Annotated in this window: 15 protein-coding genes; 3 read left to right on the plus strand and 12 right to left on the minus strand. The window is 50.7% G+C overall.

Annotated elements, in window-relative coordinates; translation table 11 throughout:
* The first annotated feature begins 7 nt into the window (after positions 1-7).
* Positions 8-547, plus strand: coding sequence for a GNAT family N-acetyltransferase (locus MKX42_RS33270; protein WP_340758033.1), 540 nt, complete (start codon positions 8-10; stop codon positions 545-547).
* Between the two features lie 60 nt (positions 548-607).
* On the opposite strand, the gene MKX42_RS33275 is transcribed toward MKX42_RS33270, so the two are convergent.
* From MKX42_RS33275 to MKX42_RS33325, 11 genes are all read right to left on the minus strand, one after another.
* On the minus strand, positions 608-961 hold the full coding sequence (locus tag MKX42_RS33275; protein WP_340758034.1) for a nitrous oxide-stimulated promoter family protein: 354 nt from the start codon (positions 959-961) through the stop codon (positions 608-610).
* 58 nt (positions 962-1,019) lie between these two features.
* Positions 1,020-1,412 carry a type II toxin-antitoxin system death-on-curing family toxin gene (locus MKX42_RS33280; RefSeq protein WP_340758035.1) on the minus strand — a complete coding sequence of 131 codons (393 nt, stop codon included), beginning with the start codon at positions 1,410-1,412 and terminating at the stop codon, positions 1,020-1,022.
* Between the two features lies 1 nt (position 1,413).
* A complete protein-coding gene (locus MKX42_RS33285; protein WP_340758036.1) occupies positions 1,414-1,707 on the minus strand; it encodes an AbrB/MazE/SpoVT family DNA-binding domain-containing protein in 294 nt (97 codons plus the stop codon).
* A 223-nt stretch (positions 1,708-1,930) separates the two neighbouring features.
* Positions 1,931-2,899, minus strand: coding sequence for a stalk domain-containing protein (locus MKX42_RS33290; RefSeq protein WP_340758037.1), 969 nt, complete (start codon positions 2,897-2,899; stop codon positions 1,931-1,933).
* 383 nt (positions 2,900-3,282) lie between these two features.
* The gene (locus MKX42_RS33295) at positions 3,283-4,599 is read right to left on the minus strand and encodes a BaiN/RdsA family NAD(P)/FAD-dependent oxidoreductase (RefSeq protein WP_340758038.1); all 1,317 of its coding nucleotides are present in this window, start codon (positions 4,597-4,599) and stop codon (positions 3,283-3,285) included.
* A 31-nt stretch (positions 4,600-4,630) separates the two neighbouring features.
* Entirely contained in the window at positions 4,631-5,938 is a 1,308-nt protein-coding gene (locus tag MKX42_RS33300; protein ID WP_340758039.1) for an aminoacetone oxidase family FAD-binding enzyme, read from the minus strand.
* 147 nt (positions 5,939-6,085) lie between these two features.
* A complete protein-coding gene (locus MKX42_RS33305; RefSeq protein WP_340758040.1) occupies positions 6,086-10,600 on the minus strand; it encodes a polysaccharide lyase family 8 super-sandwich domain-containing protein in 4,515 nt (1,504 codons plus the stop codon).
* Positions 10,601-10,900: 300 nt separating this feature from the next.
* On the minus strand, positions 10,901-11,947 hold the full coding sequence (locus MKX42_RS33310; protein WP_340758041.1) for a glycoside hydrolase family 130 protein: 1,047 nt from the start codon (positions 11,945-11,947) through the stop codon (positions 10,901-10,903).
* 32 nt (positions 11,948-11,979) lie between these two features.
* The gene (locus MKX42_RS33315; protein WP_340758042.1) at positions 11,980-13,521 is read right to left on the minus strand and encodes a DUF3502 domain-containing protein; all 1,542 of its coding nucleotides are present in this window, start codon (positions 13,519-13,521) and stop codon (positions 11,980-11,982) included.
* 38 nt (positions 13,522-13,559) lie between these two features.
* A complete protein-coding gene (locus tag MKX42_RS33320) occupies positions 13,560-14,444 on the minus strand; it encodes a carbohydrate ABC transporter permease (RefSeq protein ID WP_209994846.1) in 885 nt (294 codons plus the stop codon).
* Positions 14,445-14,454: 10 nt separating this feature from the next.
* Complete coding sequence (locus MKX42_RS33325; protein WP_340758043.1) at positions 14,455-15,393, minus strand: ABC transporter permease; 939 nt, start codon at positions 15,391-15,393, stop codon at positions 14,455-14,457.
* Between the two features lie 255 nt (positions 15,394-15,648).
* Between MKX42_RS33325 and MKX42_RS33330 the strand changes: the two genes are divergently transcribed.
* On the plus strand, positions 15,649-17,979 hold the full coding sequence (locus tag MKX42_RS33330) for a helix-turn-helix domain-containing protein (RefSeq protein ID WP_340758044.1): 2,331 nt from the start codon (positions 15,649-15,651) through the stop codon (positions 17,977-17,979).
* A gap of 97 nt (positions 17,980-18,076) precedes the next feature.
* Here MKX42_RS33330 and MKX42_RS33335 read toward each other — a convergent pair whose 3' ends face one another.
* Positions 18,077-18,994, minus strand: coding sequence for a VOC family protein (locus tag MKX42_RS33335; RefSeq protein ID WP_340758045.1), 918 nt, complete (start codon positions 18,992-18,994; stop codon positions 18,077-18,079).
* Positions 18,995-19,138: 144 nt separating this feature from the next.
* Here MKX42_RS33335 and MKX42_RS33340 point away from each other — a divergent pair, with 144 nt between their 5' ends.
* Complete coding sequence (locus MKX42_RS33340; protein WP_340758046.1) at positions 19,139-19,318, plus strand: hypothetical protein; 180 nt, start codon at positions 19,139-19,141, stop codon at positions 19,316-19,318.
* The last annotated feature ends 90 nt before the right edge of the window (positions 19,319-19,408 follow it).

Below are 19,408 nucleotides of genomic sequence, written 5' to 3' on the forward strand. Positions count from 1 at the left end.
AACCCTCATGCAAGACATCATCACCGACCGATTAATCATCAGAAACTTCCGGGAGACGGATGCACCGGGGATGCTGGAGTACTTGGCGAGCCCCCGGGTAAACTGCTTCCTTAGCGAACGTCTCTCCACGTTAGAAGAAGCCATCGCGGACGCTAATAGACGGAGTCAGGACGACTCGCATCTGGCTGTCACTCTGAAGGAGACCGGGGCCATCATTGGCGATCTGTTCTGCATGAAAGAGGAGCCCGATACCTATAGCGTAGGCTGGCACTTCAACCCGGCCTATGAAGGCGCCGGCTATGCCAGCGAAAGCGCCCGCGCGCTGCTGCGCTATCTTTTCCTGGAGCAGGAAGCCAGACGCATCTATGCCTACGTCGAGGACGACAACTTCAGATCGCAGAAGCTCTGCGAGAAGCTGGGCATGCGCCGGGAGGGCTGCTTCCTCGAATTCATCTCCTTCACCACGAACGAAGACGGAACGCCGAAGTATGAGAATACCCAGCAATTTGCGATATTGAAGCGGGAATGGCTGGGGCAGGGGAACTAATATGTATAGTTGATCAAGAAGCCGGGGATCAGGGCCTTCCTGTTCCTTGGCGCGTCCCGTTTATCTTGAAATTGATTTTTTTATTTTCTCCGGTATGGGGATATGCTTTAAGGACTCTAACGGATGATACAGCAGCATCCATGGTCCTGAGAAGCGCATCACGCTCTTGATTTTTTGGCGGTAGACGGGTGTATAACAATGAATCGGACACTTCGCACAAGCCGTCTTCTCATCACCGAATTTGCAGCGTGAGAGTCTTGTCCTAACATACTCATTTAAATTCCGGCACTCCTCACAGAGCTCCTGCGCATGATGTTTTCTCTTGCAATAGATACGAATCATCTTTGAAGCAATTATTTTTTCTTTACGGATCTTAGGGCCATCGTTCAGCTGCTGCTTTGCTGCTCTGCTCATATAATAAGGCCTCCTTGACTTAGTTGAACTTATTCATCAGCCATTTGCCACCATACCTTTATTGTTCCTCAGAATATTTTGTTATAAGATCAGTAATCATTTCTAATGAATGCACACCTTTGGCAATGTCTACAACAAACTCAACTGCAAACTCCCGTTGCATTCTTAGATGGTACCCGTTCAGAATCAAAAATGATTTCGTGACCAGATAGGCTGTTCGTTTATTGCCATTATGAAAGCAATGGTTTTTGACGAGCGATTCCAGCAATGCGGCTGCCTTATCAAATATAGAGGGATAAGCGTCCTCGCCAAAAATACTTTGTTGCGGTCTATGTACCGCAGATTCCAGCAGGCCATGATCCTTCACTCCTGCTTGATCTGCGTCATTCATTCTTTTCATCATGAAATGGTGTGCTGTAATAACCTCTTCTCTGCTAAGAAAGATAGTCATATTAACGATCCCTTAGATCTTCAAGAATACCCAGATCCTCTTCAAACACATCGAAGAACGCCTCCAAGACCTCAGGACGAACCTGTTCAGGCAACAGAGCTGCCCGGCTTTTTCTCAACACCACTTCTCCGTGTTCATTTTCAATAAACTCAATTTCATCTCCCTGCGAGATATTCATTTTATCCGCAAGAGCTTTTGGCAAGCTCACACCCAAGCTATTCCCCATCCGTCCAATCTTTCGGGAATAACGTTTCACCTTCGATTGATCCTTCGTCACTTTGACCACACCATTCATTTTATTCTTTCCTCCTATAGTATGCTCTTCTCATTTAAGTTATAACTTATAACAGTAATAAAAGTTATAACATATATACATTTTAGCAGAAGGATATAAAAAAGACCATCCTCTCAGATGGTCCTTCTGATCTCTCGTATTCAAGAAACAAAGGGTACCTTTAAGCCATACTTTAACTTTAGAGATACCCCTCTCATATTTGATTACTTTGGCCTCTTGATGACTACAGGTTGAAGTAAAAGAATGACTTGTCATAATCGCTATTATCTCTGAGCTGGACGGCCAGATAGTTCGCCACACCCTTATGTACAGGTACGATTACAAGACCTTCTGCAGTATAGCTGTAACTTTCACCCGACTTAAGCTTTTTTAAATCAGTTGCGTCACGAATAGCATCATCCAAGGAGCCAGTGAAACCGGAATTTTTCACACCAATGATACTGTCTCCGTCTGAAGTTTTAGAACCCCACAATTGTGGTACAAAATCAACAGCAACATAAGTGCCTTCGTTTTTATCATCAGAGATAATCTTTCCATTATTCATAACGATCTTCACCTTAGCCAATTTATACTCAATCAAAGCATTGGCTTCTGGTTCTCTGAAACCAAGAATTGCAATTTCACTTCTTGAGATTGACTTTACTGAGCTTACGGAGACAGTATAGTTTCCTGTGAACGTCAGACCATCATAACTATAGGGGTCATTAAATGTAACCGACTTGCCTACTGGAATTGCAGAACTAAGGGTTTTGCCACCATTAGCCGAAGCAGTCGCCGTCGTTGCTGCTGGAGGTGGTGTATTTGTCACAGTCGGGTTAACCGTTTGCTTAACGGGTTCTTGGGGAGTCGATGCCGTACTGGTATCCTTATAAGGAATACCACTATCCCCTGAACCATCAATGGAAATAGTTAAAGAAGCCCCATCAAAATTAACATCCGCTCCAAGAGCTTCTGAAACAGATCTTAAGGGCACATATGTAGAACCGTTATATACTAAAGCAGATAAATTATTACCCGATTGATCTTTTGGAGTCCATTTGGAACCGTTAAGGACAAACTTGATATCATGGTTCAATTTTGCCTTGATTGCTTCAACACCATTTCCTGCAAATACCCCTACTGTGCCAAATAGTAGACTTGAAACTACAATAGATGAAACAAACACAGACTTCCTCATTTTAACTAACTTCATTCTGAAAATCCCCCTACAGTTTATTTGGATGCTACATGCACTACCATAAGTTAAAGCTATCAAAATAATGAAATGAACCGCTTGTCACACTGCTTCTATAAGGTTCATAAATACCAGCTGACAAGATATTCTGGGATTTATCCCACAATTCAATTTCAAAGTAAAAATATGTATCTATTTATTTATCGGAATAATAGGGAGCAATTGTTAATCTTTTTGAAATAACCCCAAAGAGAAATAGAAAAGACACCCCTAAGGGTGTCTTCACTAGTACTGCATATGGAGCCGAGGCATGACATGGTTAATTCACAATTAGCCGCCGTGTATTCAATGCATGCAAGTATTCACCGCAACGTACCAAGAGTCACCAGTCCTCTATCCCTTTAGGTGGCGCGGGCACGCCGGTCAGCAAGCGCCATCGCGGCGGCATATCCGGAGCTCCAGGCCCATTGCAGGTTATAGCCGCCGCAATCTCCGTCTACATCCATCACCTCACCGGCCAAATAGAGCCCAGGTACCAGCTTAGATTCCAGCGTTCCTTCGACTAGCTCCGTTGTATCGATGCCACCGGCAGTGGTCTGTGCATTCGTGAAGCTATTGGTATCGGTGATTTTAAATTCCCAACGCTTCAATAGTTTATAGAATATTTTCTTAGTTTTCCATGATAGATCCTGACACAGCAGATGCAGCTGTTGATCAATTCCAGCCTCCTTCAGCAGCACGGGAATCAGCTTCTTGCTGACGATGCCCACGAAGGAATCGGCAACCGTCCGGTGTCCGAAGATCCCCCAGTGGATCTCCAGGAAATCAATTAACTCTTCCTCTGTACGCTCCGGCATCAAATCAACCGACAGGGTCACGGATTCTCCTATACCGAGATTATACGCAGCCTTTCTGCTTAACTGAAGGATGGGCGGGCCCGAGATCCCATAGTCCGTAAAAAGAATCTCCCCGGACTCCGTGCGGATAACCTCATTGTTCACGATCACATGGGCCTCTCCCTCAAATTTGATGCCCGACAGTTCCTTTAAATACGGATAATCCAGCTTCAATTGCACAATGCCTGGCACCGGGTGGATCATGGTGTGTCCCAGACGCTGGACAAGCGTATAACCGGAGCCGTCTGTTCCTGTTTTGGGAGCGGTAAGGCCGCCGGTACATAGAAAAAGATAGTCACTGGTATACACAACCTGTTCCTCTGTCTCCGTCTGGCAGGTTATCGCGAACCGCGGATGTCCCGCCGAAACGGTCACATCGAGCACTTTATGTTTATAATATACGGGAACATTCCGGTCCTCCAGCGCCAGCTTAAACACCCCTGGCACCGAAGCCGCCTGCAGCGACATCGGATACATCCGGCCATTCTCCAGGCTTGTAAAAGGAAGCCCGAGCGAGGAGAAGAATTCGATCGTCTGGCGGACACCGAATTGCCGCAGTACATGTATCGGGAATCCTGCCTGATTGCTATGATACTTCACTGATAAAGCGGCTGCTTCATCCGTACCGGTGGCGGTGGATTGGTTCGTAATGTTGCAACGCCCGTTACCTGTCGTTATTATTTTCTTACCGAGCCGGTCATTGCTTTCAATAATGGCTGTATCAATACCTTGATCCCTCGCTGTAACTGCAGCCATTAGACCTGCAGCACCCCCACCGATAATGAACAGCTCGTGGTGCTTAGAAGTCTGATCCTTATACATGTTAATTGATGCATCCCTTTTCCTAATAAATTTATTGAATGGACTTAGCTATCGCCATGGCGGCCACATATCCGGAGCTCCAGGCCCATTGCAGGTTATAGCCGCCGAAATCTCCGTCCACATCCATCACTTCGCCAGCCAAATACAGCCCCGGCACCAGCTTGGATTCCAGCGTTCCCCGGGTGAGCTCCGACGTATCAATGCCGCCAGCTGTCACCTGCGCATTCGTAAAGCCATTGGTATCCGTCACTTTAAATTCCCAACGCTTCAAGAGGCGATAAAAGTTCTCTTTAGTTCTCGGCGGAAGATTCTGGCAAAGAAGCTGTGGCTGTTGATCTAAGCCCGTCTCCTTAAGCAGGACAGTAACAAGCTTCTTGTTGAAGATACCCACGAGGGAATCCGCCACGGTCCGGTGCCCAAAGGTCTCCCAGAGCTTTTCCAAAAATTCAACTACCTCTTCCTCTGTGCGGCCCGGCATCAGATCCACCGATAATTTCACCTGTTCTCCTCTTGCCAGATGATAGGCAGCTTTCCTGCTTAGCTGGAGAATGGGCGGACCGGTAATACCATAGTCTGTGAAAGCCATTTCACCCTGTTCACTGCCGATGACTTTACCCTTTACAATGATATGAGCTTGTCCCTGAGATTTGATACTGGACAGCGCCCTCATATTCGGATATTGCAGCTTCAATTGCACAATGGCCGGAAAAGGCTCAATCAGGGTGTGCCCCAGACGTTCGGCAAGGGTATAACCGGGAGGTTCTTTTCCTGCATTTGGACCGGTGTTGCCACCCGTAGACAGAAGCAGATAGTCGCTAGTATACACAACCTCTTCCTCTGTCTCCGTTAGGCATTTTATCGTGAAGCGCGGATGATCTGCCGAAGCAGTAACATCCACCACTTTATTCTTAAGGTATACGGGAACATTCCGATCCTCTAGCGCCAGCTGGAAAATATCCAGTACCGCCGCTGCCTGCAGCGACATCGGATACAGCAAGCCCCCCTTGAGTCTTGTAAGCGGAAGCCCAAGAAAGGAGAAAAAATCAATCGTCTGGCTGACGCCATATTGCTGCACTACCGCAAGCGGAAATCCGGATTGATTACTGTGATACTTGCGCGATAAAGCGGCTGCTTCATCCTCAGCTGTCACAGTGGATTCATTGGTAATGTTGCAGCGGCCATCGCCTGTCATTAAGATCTTCTTGCCAATCCGGTCGTTACTCTCCAGAATGGCAGTATCGATCCCCATATCACTAGCAGTAACAGCGGCCATTAGTCCGGCAGCACCTGCGCCGATAATAAAGAGCTTGTGGTGCATAGAAGTCTGATTCTCATACATGGTTGGTCAATGCATCCTTTATCCAATTTTCTCTAAGCACAAAAACACTTTATTAAATTATAGCATAAGCAAAGCAGCGATTCCCTATTAACAGGAGAATCGCTGCTTTGCCGTGTTCTAACGTATACAAATGAAGGTTGGTTATATTTACTTAGCTGCCAGCATTCTAAGCAGAACCGTGACGGTCTCCGCCCGCGTTGCGGTATCTTTCGGGAAGAAGTTATTGTTGCCTTTGCCTTGCATCAGTCCTGACTTCTTCATCTCGGCTGCTGCTCCAACTGCCCAGACGGGGATGTCGCGGTCATCTGTGAATCCTGCGGAGCGGGCAACAGAAGCCAGGTGCAATGCTCTTGCCAGCATGACGGCCATTTCCGCTCTGGTTACAGGCGCATCCGGGCGGAAGTTGCTGTTGTTATCGCCCTGAATGATTCCCAGGGCTACCGCCTGCGCAACGGCTGTCTTGGCCCACGAACCGATCCGTTCACTGTCCTTGAAGGACAACGCAGCTTCTGTGTTCTGAAGCTTCAGCGCCTTTGACAGCATCACCGTGAATTCTGCACGGGTCACGTTACGGTTAGGCTGGAACGAGCCGTTCGGATAACCTGTAATGATTCCTTGCTTGACGGCTTCGCGGATACTGGCTTCGGCCCAATGTCCGGCAATATCTGTGAAGGATGGAGCAGTAGGCACCGAAGTAGCCGGGGCTTGTGAGCCCTCGTCCGGCTTACTAGGCGTTCCAATAATGACCGGCGGTACTGGTACTAACGGAGTCACTGGCGATTCTCCGCTGCCCGAACGCACATTAACCGAAACGTTGATTTTCCCCGTAATGGACGGATACGCGCTCAAAACTGCCGTAATCTCCACTTCACCAGGTGTGGACGGTGCCGTAAAGACCGCGCTGAATCGGCCCTTTGCGTCCGTTACAGCACGGGCAGGCTCCAGGCTGCCCGAGGAAGCGGCGAGTTCAACCTCCAGGCCGGAGGCCGGGAGATTATCACTGCCCGATACGATACCCGTGATAGCTACGTCATCTCCGGTATTCACGGAAGAAGGCGCTGCCTGAAGTTCAATAAGAGCAGGTACCGGTATCGCCTTGCTAACCGAAACGGTAACTGTATTCGTCACGGAAGGATTGCCGGTCAGTACAGCCGTAATTGCGATATCCCCGGCTGCGGATGGTGCCGTAAACACCGTACTGAACCGACCGTTCTCATCCGTTACCGCAAGCGCAGGCTCGAAACTGCCCGAGGCTGCCATGAGACTGACCACAGTACCCGCTAGCGGAAGATCTTCACCGTCATAGACGGTTCCCGTAACGGACACTTTGCCTCCAGCGGATACGGAGGACGGGTTGGCCTCTAGTTCAATCCGGGCCGATACAGGCACAGCCTCTTCTTCTACGGATACGGTAACCGCCCCTGTCACGGATGGACTTGCCGGCAGGACGGCTGAGATGGATACCTTACCGGGAACCGATGGTGCAGTATAGACCGTACTGAACTTGCCGTACACATCTGTAGTTACTTTTGCAGGCTCAAGGCTCCCCTCAGCTGCTGTGAGTTCAACCTCTACACCCGGAACCGGAAGATCGTTGTCCCCATAAACGGCCCCCGTAACGGATACTTTGCCTCCAGGCACCACCGAAGATGGCGCTGCCGCCAGCTCAACCCGGGCCGGAACACTCTCTGCGTTCTCTGGTCCGAACACTTTGAATTCCCAGAGCGAGTAGCCGTACTTGGATGCTCTCTGAGTTCCGTACATCCGGACATATCTGGCATTCACCGAATCGATAGAGATCTCGTCAATGTCCCCGTCTCCGCTGGATGTACTATATACTGTCTTCCAGTCGTCCAGGGTATCGGAGACATCGATGCGGTATTCCTTCCCATAGGAGTTTTCCCAGTGCAGCATAACCTTGGAAATGGGCTGGCTTGCGCCAAGATCGACATAAATCCACTGCGGATCGGTATAGTTGGACCCCCAGCGGGTCGTCAATGAGCCGTCTACCGCATTCTCCACTGATACATCGGCGGCTTTGGACGAGCTTGCTTTTACCGTCATGCCTTCAGCAAGGTTGGGGGCAACCGCTTCGTACACGTTAAATTCAGCAAGAGAGTAACCGTCTCCGGTTCCCTGCTGAACACCCTGCATCCGGACGAACCTGGCGCTGGTCTTACCGAAGGCAATGTCGTCGATCCCGCCATCCCCCATGGAGGTCGCATAAACATCCTTCCAGGTGGCCGCATCATCGGATACTTGAATTTTATAGCTTCGGCCGTAAGCCTTCTCCCAATGCAGTCTAACCTTATTGATCATATATTGATCCTGCAGATCAACATAAATCCACTCATCGTTTGAAGCTTCTGAACTCCACTTGGAGGTTCTGTACAGATCCGTAGCACCCGACGCAAATTGCTTGCCCACGCTGGACGAAGCAACCGTACCTTTGCTGTAAGCCAGATCATACCCTCTATCGTCGATAGAAGCTCCCTCGCTCAGCGTCGTACTCCGGCCGGTAAACGTATCTTTACCGAGTCTGTACGTGGTTGTAGTCTGATCCCCGTTCCGGTTCAACGTTACATTGACTGTAATCCCCGGTGTTTCAGGATTCGCCACCGAGATGCGGACAGGGTCTGCGGATTCATCGACGATCACCATCGACGGTTTATCTACGGTTACGCTGAGGCCTTCTCTTAGCGTCACTGTACCCGGCTGATAGAACAGCAATTCGGCAATGCCCAGCGAACGGTGCCGGACCGCCTGCACGGACGGTGTATTCGCGAGAATACTAATCGGGCTTGCTTCCGCGTAGCTGCCAACCTCCCCGGCGGTTTTACCCGGCAATACAATGTATTGATAGGAGGCATTGACCGGCTTCACGCCATGATCCAGCCACATCGAGAACACCGGCTTAGTGATTGGCTCCGCAGAACTGCCAGTAACCACATCGCTCCATTTCCCGGTCTTCGTCTCCTGCTTCACTTGGAAATCCGTCTTATCCGGGAAAACATACCCGGTCTGATCGTTATACGCCCAGCGCCCGTTAACCTGCGAGGTTCCGTCGTCAACGGCTTTGCCGTCTACCAGCACATCGCCTGCCGCCAGACTCTGGTTCAGCGTGGTATGGACCGGAGCAGCATTCGTTGAAGTGATGCCTGCGCCCAGCGCGACCATCTCATCATCGAAGAAAAAGTAGCCCTTTTTCCCGCTGGTACTCAGCTTATTGAAATCAAACGCCGTGGCTCCGTAGCGCTCATTGGTTACGCCGCCTACAAAGGTCTTCGAATTGTTGAAGTTATTCTCCTTCGTGAAAACGTAGGGAGCTGTTGTTCCCGGAACATGATTCCAGTCCATCAGCGGGTACACGGTTCTGTACTCATCCCCGGTTCTCTGGATAGCCGTGGCGCCTTGCGGAGTCCAGTAGAGCAGGTTGTATCCGCTTGGGTTAATGGTTCTCATTTCGCCGCCCTTGACCGTGCTGGACGACATCTTGACTGTAATTCCGTAATCCTTGCGCATATGAGAGGAGACCAGAGTCTGCCACTGCGTCATATTGTTCGCATCCAGCCCGTTGCCCGTGACTGTGCCAATCTTGCGGATATTATTCAGGAATACGGCGAATTCATCCGCCCGCTTCGGATTCGCCGCCTGCATCCACTCCAGCGGATCTTCATAGAAGGTCAGCGCAGAGCTCTCATAATCCGGCCACTCCGGTCCGTTCATCCCCATCCCCAGATCGGCAACATCGCCTCTGACCAGATATCTGGTTCCATCCAGCACATAAGAGGACAACGAGTCAATCGCCGCCTGGCTGTAAGCGAAGCTTGTGCCCGAGACGACATAAGCCCAGAAGGACATATCTCTCGCGAAGCTTCTTCCGTAGCCCGTGGTATAATTCGTCTTCCCATGCATGAAAAAGGACATATCAGACTGGATTCCCGTTAGCGTCTCCGTCACCGCCGAGAGCACGTTAAACGCCTCTACAGCGCTACGGACATTCTGGGCATCCTCCAGCAATAAGCCGCGGATCATATAATTCTGATTGTACCAGGACGAGTTGGCCCCATCGATCGTATTCGGTTTGCTGTCTAACGTGCCGATAATACCCGCAGCCTGCTCCGCAGTCAGATAGCCTTCGCATAGCAGTGCAACTTTGCTGAGCCGTAATTGTTTGCCGATTCCGGTCTCCCACCAGTTGGTGGAGGTCGGCTTGACCGTGAACCAGTGATCCAGCGCTTTCTGAATCCCGGCTAGCATAGCTTCATTGTGATAGTAAGGCCCCTTCGGGTCTGCAAAAGCCTGAGCCATCGATTGCATCCGGTCCAGTGCAAGGTAAGGCGCCCAGGCTCTGCCGTTCGCACTGGAGGTGGTGTTCGCATAATCCACATCCGCCCAGCTTCCGTTCGCTTTTTGACTCGATAAGTAGGTTCCGGCCTGTGATTTAAAAGTCCATTCGACCCGGCCATTGGTTCCGTCATTGATGATGTCCTTGGAGATATAGAAATCCACCGCCCGCTGCTTCATCAGCTTCATTTCCGCCAGCTCTTGCGACGAGCCATCCGCCGATACAGGATAATGGAACCCGAGGGTCGAGATCATCAAACCAACCATTACGAGACAGATCCATCTCTTGATCCTGCTTTGCATGTTACCAGTCATGTACACGCTCCTTTGCCTATCTAGCAGATATTTGTTAGCGCTTTCTAAACTATATAGAATGTACTTGTAATTTTTTGCCATGGGATAGCCGTGGCTCCAGAGAATGTTTGGCCCTCCGGCCGCTGTTGTCCCCAGATTTCTTGATTTTGAACCGCTTCTAGCGGTAGAAATCCGGCGACAAAGGCGGACGCTTCGCTCCTACAGTTCCAAAATTCTCCTCCGCCACTTTTCCCTTCTCACATATTTACAAGTTCAATCTATATAGGAATTAGAGAAGGCAGCTCACACTGCCTCCTCACCTTATACAAGGGTATTAAGTATATCCTGGAGCGGGATGTCCGCCACAGCCATCACTTCATCGGCTGCGCCATAATACATGCGGACCGTCTGGTCCAGCAGCAGCGCGCCGCACGAGAACACGACCTTGCCGAAGAATCCGTTTACCTCATAGGAAGCTTCCGGCTCCAGCACAGGGACACGCGATCTCGCAAGGACCCGGGACGGGTCCTCCAGATCCAGCAGCACCGCCCCCATACAATAGCGGTGGCTGCTGTCCGCGCCATGGTACAGCGCCAGCCAGCCCTGCGGTGTGCGGATCGGAACCGCCCCGCCGCCCATACGGGCCGAGTCCCAGCCTGGCTCGCCGAGTCCCATCAGGAAGCGGTGGTTCCCCCAATGGTCAAGATCCGGGGATTCCGCAATCCACATCTCAGGAGCGCCGAATGACTTCGGCACCGGACGATGCAAAGCGTAATATTTGCCACCAATTTTCTCGGGGAAAATCATAACATCCTTATTCTCGGGAGGCAGCATCATCCCGCGCCGCTTGAAGGTCCGGAAGTCGCTGGTCTCCGCCAGCCCTACACCAACACCGCGCGCAGAGGCTGCGCTGTAAGTGATGTAATAGGTGTCCCCGATGTGAGTCACACGCGGATCTTCAATCCCCCATGCTTCCAGAGGATGCTCCGGGAACAGGGTCGGCTGCGGCTCCACCTCGAAATGAATGCCATCCTGGCTCCGTGCTACCCGGAGATGGGATAGGGAGGTGAGCATCACCGTCTGTCCATCCTTGGCGACGAAGCGCGAGTCAGAGAAATTATAGCCCGGATCATTCTTGTTATAACGCTCGACCTGCACCTCCGTCCCTGCTTCATTCAGCCGGGGAACGAGCACCTCGTCCGCCCGGTCTGATATTGGCGCTTCGGCAACGCGCAGTAAGAGGATCGTCTCATCCTGTAACTGCGCAACGCCTGCATTGAACGCGCCCAGTACCTTGAAATCAGGACGGGAGGGGGCAACATCCCCGGCTTCAATCAGCGGATTGTGCGCGCTGCGTGTTATTTTCATTGGAGTGACCTCTTTCTGTGTTTGAAGTACGGTTATTTACCGGAGGTAACGGCATCAATCTGGGCTTGGATTTCATCGATCACTTTTTGCCCGCCGAGACTGGCCATTTTGTCCTCCATCGTTTTCTTTCCTTCCGCCGCAGGGATCAGGCCTTGGCTTAACGGCAGGAAGATCGAATCGTGCAGCGGCGTGATTTTGGCATATTCCGTCTTTACCTTCTCAGCGTTGAAGTTGAAGCCTGCGATTGGGCTCAGCGTGAAATTGGACGTCTTGGTCGAGAAGTCGAACCACTTCTTGTCATCTTGCATCATGGTGTCAGGTGTTCGGTTGAGCACCGGCCGCCAGGTCAGCACATAACCAGGGAATGTATAGCCGGACAGCGCCTTATAGCTCGAATCGCCGACAGGCTCCCAATCCTTCCCTTGAATGCCGTATTCCATCAGATCATGGTTCTCCTTAATCGACAGCCAGTTCACTACATCCATAGTGACATCGGAATGCTTAGAGGTCGTTGGGATACAGAGGAAGTTCCATTGCTGATAAGCCGTATAGGGCTTAGCCTGCTCCCCGTTCGGAATGAAAATCTCAAGCTTGTCGCTGCCGTCCTTCAGCATTTCCGAATATTTCAGCCCCTCGACCCCATCAGCTGCATAGTAGGTCGCCGCATATTTACCTTGCTTGAACAGCGTCTCGGCATTTTGCTCTTGGGCAATATTTTTGGAGATAATCCCATCCTTGTAGTATTTGGTAACGCGTTCATACGCATCGGCAATTGTCGGGCTCTCCCATTGGCCAATGACCTTCTTATCCTTGATCGAATACGAGAACATGTTGACCCCAATCTCCAGCACTTCATCCTGCGCCAGATTCGCAGAGTTACTCAGGATGAATGGCAGCTTATCGGCCTTAATTCCATTAATGACAAAAGGCTTGATGTCTTTCTCATTTTCCTTGACTGCATACAGGAATTTCTCCAGGTCATCGAGGGTTTTCAGCTCAGGAAGCCCGTATTTCTCGCGTAAATCCTTACGGATCAGTACGCCATACAGCTGGCCTTGGGTGGTGCCGAGCGGAATCCCCATAATTTTGCCGCCGAATTTGTTATACTCCCACATTTCCTCCGGAATGGACGCTTTCAGCTCAGGCCGTGCAGCCACTGCCGCATCCAGCTCCGTCAACGACTTACTCTCGATCATCTGGTTCATCGATAGCCAAGGGGCATCCAGATACATATCGAACTCTTCCCCGGCAGACATCTTCACGGATACCGCATTCCCGTAATCGGTCCAAGGCATGAAGTTGATATTCAGAGCGGCTCCGATATTATCCTTTTTCAGCTTGTCGTTAACTGCCTGCAGCACAGCATCGAACCCCGCAGGTTTATCTCCCGGGAAATAAGCCTTCAGCGTCACAACTTCCTTGGAAGCAGATGCTGACCCCTCTGAACTGGACGGGGAATTCGTAGAATTCGCCGTACTGCCTTCATTCTTCGCATTTCCCCCGCAGCCTGCCAGCACCAGTGACGACACCAATACCGCTGTTGTTGCCGTGCCAAACCATTTTTTTAACCTCATCTCGTAACCCTCCTGTATCTATGGACAATCTGAATGACTTACCCTTTCACAGCACCAACCGTTAGACCTTTGACAAAATACTTCTGCAGCATCGGATACAGCAGCACAATCGGGCCGATGGTCAGCACCGTGGTCGCCATCCGCACCCCGTACGTCGGTGGGGTCACTGCAATCGCAGCACCGGAAGGAATCAGATTCCTGGCCGCTTCCATATTGGAGACCATCCGGCGCAGAATTAACTGCAGCGGGAATAACTTCTCATTATCGATGAACATCAGTCCCATGAACCAGTCGTTCCAGAAGCTCAGCGCATAGAAGAGGCCGACAGAAGCCAGAATCGGCTTGGAGATCGGAATCATAATCTGGAAGAACACTCGCATCTCATTCGCTCCGTCAATTCTGGCGGCTTCCTCCAGCTCCTCAGGAATGGTGCGGAAAAAGCTGACCAGCAGGAAGACAAGGAATGGCTGGCATAACATCGTCAGTATGAGCACCCAGATCGTATTCTGCAAATGCAGCCACTGGCTGACTACAATATAGAACGGAATGATACCTCCCGAGAAGAGCATAGGCAAGTAGCAAAAAAACAGAAAGGGCGTTTGCAGAACATTCCGTTTATTCGCCAGTGAATAGCCGAGCATGGCGGAAATACACAGGGCGCTTAAGGCCCCGACAACCGTGATGAACAAGGTAACGCCATAGCCGTTAAAAAGTACATCTGATTGCAGAACCGCCTTATACGCGGCCAGCGATAACTTTTGCGGGAATAAGGTATAGCCGTGCGCTATCAGCTCCTCCTCATCCGTAAAGGAACCGGCAATCATCAGCAGAAAAGGAAACAGACAAAATAAAGTGAACAGCAAAATGAACGTATGGGCGAATGCCGTAAAGGTGCGATCCGCAGCGCTATGTTTCTGTCTCATAGTTACTCTCCTAGAATAAAGCAGATTCTTTAGATACCCTGCGGGTTACCCAGTTGGCAGCAATGACGAAGATCAGACCCATAATGGACTGGAACAGGCCCACGGCCGAAGACATGCCGAAATCGTGCAGCTGCCTCATGGAGCGGAAGACAAAGGTGTCAATGACGTCGGTAGTCGGATACAGCATCGAGTTGTCTCCAATGATGGCATAGATCATCGCAAAGTCCCCGTTGAAAATTTTGCCCACGGCCAGCAGCGTCATGATCATAATCGTCGGAACCAGCAGCGGCAGCGTAATGCGCGTCACAATCTGCAGTTTAGAAGCTCCGTCGATGCGGGCCGCCTCATATAGATCCTCCGATATGCCCGTAATGGCGGCCAGGAAAATAATCGAGAGATAACCGGCCCCTTGCCACACCCGGATCACCGTCAGAATATAAGGCCACAGACTCGATTCAAACATCCAGTTGACCGGCTCCATGCCGATATTTTGCAGCCAGACATTAATCATGGGCTCTTCCCCGCCGAATAAGGATTGGACAATCATCCCGATCACAATCCAGGACATGAAATAAGGCAGGAAAATAAGCGACTGCGAGATCCGTTTGAAAACCTTATTGCGGATCTCATTGAACATGAGCGCAATCAGAACGGCTGCCGCTGTCGTGAACACAATAAACAGCACGTTGAGTAGCAGTGTGTTCCGCAGAATCGTCCAGAAGTCATCTGATGTGAAAAAGTAGTCGAAATTTCTAAACCCTACCCAGTCACTCCCCGTGATCCCCTTGACAAAATCATAATCTTTGAAGGCAATCATAATCCCGTATATAGGAAAATAACTGAACACGAGGAAAAACAACAGCCCCGGTACAGCCATCACATACAGAAAAGGATTCTGCGTGATATGCCTCCATTTTGAACGTTTACCTGCGTTAAGCGGGTAGTTCATTTGTATATCCCCCCTTCCTCAAGACCGGTAACCGCTTAAGGAGCGTCCCGTTATCTATGCCGTCACCTTATCAAGCCCTTGCGCCCTGAGCAATTCCGAGAAACGCCGATCCTTCCCGCAAGTGCAGATTTACCGCCTTCCCAAAAACAACACTCTTCCCAAAACATACGATTCGGCAGACGAAAATACCCTGTGTGCTATAATAAATCTACTTATAATGAGCCGGACAGTTATGATTACGGAGGTTCCAGAGCCATGAAATTCAGACAACCGTTCTTCGCCTCGCTGAAGCGGCACCCTACCTACATGAAGCTTATTTTTTACTTTGTCAGTGCGAACGTTCTGGTCTTAGGGGTATCCTTCGTCCTGCTCTATGGGCAATCTTCCAAGACCCTGCTGGAGGAAATCGGTGATCATTCGGAATCCCTCCTCGTGAACGGGGCCCGGAATACGTCACGGCTGATGGAATGGGCACTTGATTTCAGCTTCTCTTCCAGCAATGACAGTGCGCTTAAGGTGTATGCCCTTTCGGACCATTACAGCGATTTCGAGACTTATGAGGTATGGAGCCAGCTGATGGACATTAAGAACGCCAACCCTTCCATTGATTCCGTCTATCTCATTAACGATTATACGAATACGGTCATTGACTCCAGACTTGGGTTAAATGATACCGCAGCTTTTTATGATCAGGATATTATTAAGCGCTTACGTGACCCGGAAACAGCGAACCACAGCGTGCTTATTCCGCGAACCTTGTCCCTCCCCCTTACAGGGAATACACCCAAAGAAGTGATGACCATCGTCAGATTTTATGAAAAAGGCAGCTCTATCTCCGCGTTCGTCATGAATGTGGATACCCATAATCTCATGACCCTGCTGCAGAATAATTCAAACTTCGCGAGCCGGTCAATCACCGTGCTGAATGACCGGGATGAGACGATTTTTAGCAGCACGCCAATGAATCCGCAGCAGATTGCCGAGCTCAGAAGCCACGGGATGAAGGGAGCCAGCGGCTGGAAGCTGTTTCAGCCCCAGGATCAGGGGGAGAAGCTGGTGGTCTATGCCGATTCCTCCGTTAAGGGCATCCAGGACTGGACCTTCATTGAGATGATCCCGAAGTCCGCCATTCTGAATAAAATCACGGTCCTGCGCGATACGAGTCTGATCCTGTTCCTCGTCTTGTTCGCGGCCTCTCTGGCGGTGATTATTCTAATCTCCAAACGGGTGTACTCACCCATTCAGGAGCTGATCAGCCGGGTCATGCGGCAGCATCAGGCGGAGAAGCCCGGCCTTGGGGCGAACGCCAATGAACTCGAATACTTATCGAGCGTTTTTACCTCGCAGCATAATCAGATTCACGAGCTTACCGAGCAATGGCGGCATAATAAATTTCTGGGCAGAGAGCGGTTCTTAAGGGATTTCCTGGGGGAGACGTACCATTCGGCAGCGGAGATCCGCGCTCAATTCGTGGAATGGGGGATTGATCTGCCGAGCGATGAATTGTCCGTAGCTATTTTCCGGATCGACCACTTCGCAGAATTCTCGGGAGTGTACCCGGAGAAGGACCGGCGCCTGCTCCGGTTCGCGATGTCCAATATTATTCAAGAGTCGCTTCAATCGTCCAGGCACAGGCTGCAGACGGTAGATATGGGGGACGACCATGTGGCTGTAGTCTTATCGGCTCCGTTGTCAGAGGAATTCGCGAGGGAGCTGCAAGTGGCAGGGCAGCTGATCCAGCAGTATTTGTCCGTGGGTACCACCGTGGCCTGGGGCCGGACATTACCTGGCTTAACCGACATGCATGAGGTATATCTGGAGACATATGATCTGACGCAGGAGAGGTTCCGGTTCGGACACCGGTCGCTCATTGTGAAGGAATGGCTGCCCGCTGCACCCGGGGAATTATATCATTTGCCTGTGAGCCAGGAGCGGCAGATCGCCCAGGCCATACTCAAGGGGGACGCCGCCGTCATTCTGGAGGTCTTACGCTCAGCGGTAGTGAAGCTGCGGGAACTGCCTTATTTTGAATGTAAAATGTCGCTGATCACCTTGTTCATGGACATCCGCCGGCTCATCCAGGAGCATTCCTCCCAGCCGCTGCCCAGCTCGTGGGGATTGACGTCCATCGAGAAACAGATCATTCGGCAGGAAACTATGGATAACGTCATGCCCTGGATGGAGGCTTTGATTACCAAGACGCTCGAAGACATTGCGGCCGCCCGCAGCCAATCCAAGAATATCGCCCTGATCGGACAGGTGGACCAGTTCATCGAGAGTCATCTCACCGACCCGAATCTGTCTGCCACCATGCTGGCCGATCACCTGTGCTTGTCCGTCAATTATTTCCGCAGTCTGTACAAGGCAGAGACCACCCAGTCCATCACCGATAAAATATCTGAGAAGCGGCTAACCTTCATCTGCCAGGAGCTCATTGCCTCCGACTCGCCGATCGAGCCCATCGTGCAGCATTTCGGCTTCTCGTCCCTGAACACCTTCTATTCCAGCTTCAAGAAGGTATACGGCATGACCCCGGCCCAGTACCGGAAGAAATACCGTGCGGGGGATAGCGGGGAAAAGGTGTAGGGCAAGTGAAACCTATACATTCTTATATTTGCGCGCAAAAAAGCGATAAGGATATGTTCCTTAACGCTTGTGTTGGTATTCCAGCAAGTTGCCGCTTTTATTCTCCCTTATAGGCCTTACGCAGCTCCGTAAGCTCAAACTTCTTCATCTGCAGAAAAGCCTTCGTCACACGCGCCAGCTGCTCCGGCGTACCCTTCTTCATCATCTCATTCATCTCCGCCGGAATAATCTGCCAGGAGATGCCGAAGGCATCCTTCAGCCAGCCGCATTGCTCGGCTTCAGGAACTGCAGACAGCTTGTCCCAGTAGTAGTCAATCTCTTCCTGAGAATCGCAGGATACCATGAAGGAGACCGCTTCATTGAAGCTGAACTGATGATTATGCGCACTGTCCATTACCGTGAACCACAGATTCTCCAGCATGAAGTCCGCGAACATAACCGTTCCTTCCTGATCCGGCGCTGAGCCTGCCGGGTAGCGGGTAAGAAGACCTTGCCGCGAATCCTTGAATACGGATAAGTAGAAGGACATCGCCTCCTCGGCCTTCCCGCACTGATCCCCCACGAACAACAAGGAAGGAATAATCGCAGGCCGCTCTTCCCCTGCCGGGTTCGTTAGAATCAGCTGCCAGGACACTCCGAACTTATCCTGAATCCAGCCGTACCGCTCACTGAACGGATACTTGCCGAGCGGCATCAGAGCGGTGCCGCCTTTCGCTAACTTATTCCACACCTCATCTAATCTCTCTGCTGCATCCTTTTCCCGTGAGGGATCAAAATTCACAAAGAAAGACACCGACGGATTCAGCTTGAAATAAGGACCTCCGCTGATCGCCATAAACGGCTGCCCCCAGACCTCAAAAGAGACCTGACCCGCATCGCCGGAGGGCGTATCATGAATCGTGTTCACACTCGTAACCTTGGAATCCGGAAACACAGCAGCGTAAAAGCGGGCGGCTTCTGCCGCCTCCTTGTCATACCATAGATGCGGGACAATTCTCTGTCTGATGCTGGCCACAACGATTCCTCCTCAGTCTCCTGTCCGTTCCGATCCAGGGACAGGGATAGGACTTCAATTTGCTTTATTATACACTAAAGGGAGGCTGCTTTATTCTTTAATAGCTTTCAAGGTATACTATAAAGAAAACACGAGGACCTATCAATGGACAATATCGAGGACAAATATAAGGCTGCGCTGGCATATATCAAGGAACTTGAGCTGGAGATCAGCCGGCTAAGAGCTCTCCTGGGACATACAGAGGAGAAGGGCGAAACGACACCTTTTCCTGAAAAATCCATGCCGGCCGCTTGCACCGGAGTCATGTCAACAAAGAAGAAGTAGGAATTTATGATTATATCGATCTCCAGGTCCCTATGCTTATGGGGATGTTTAAGAAAGAGGTGAAGGGTTAAAAAAAGGACACTGGAATAC

The sequence above is a fragment of the Paenibacillus sp. FSL R7-0204 genome (genome assembly GCF_038002225.1).
Taxonomy (GTDB): Bacteria; Bacillota; Bacilli; order Paenibacillales; family Paenibacillaceae; genus Paenibacillus_AQ.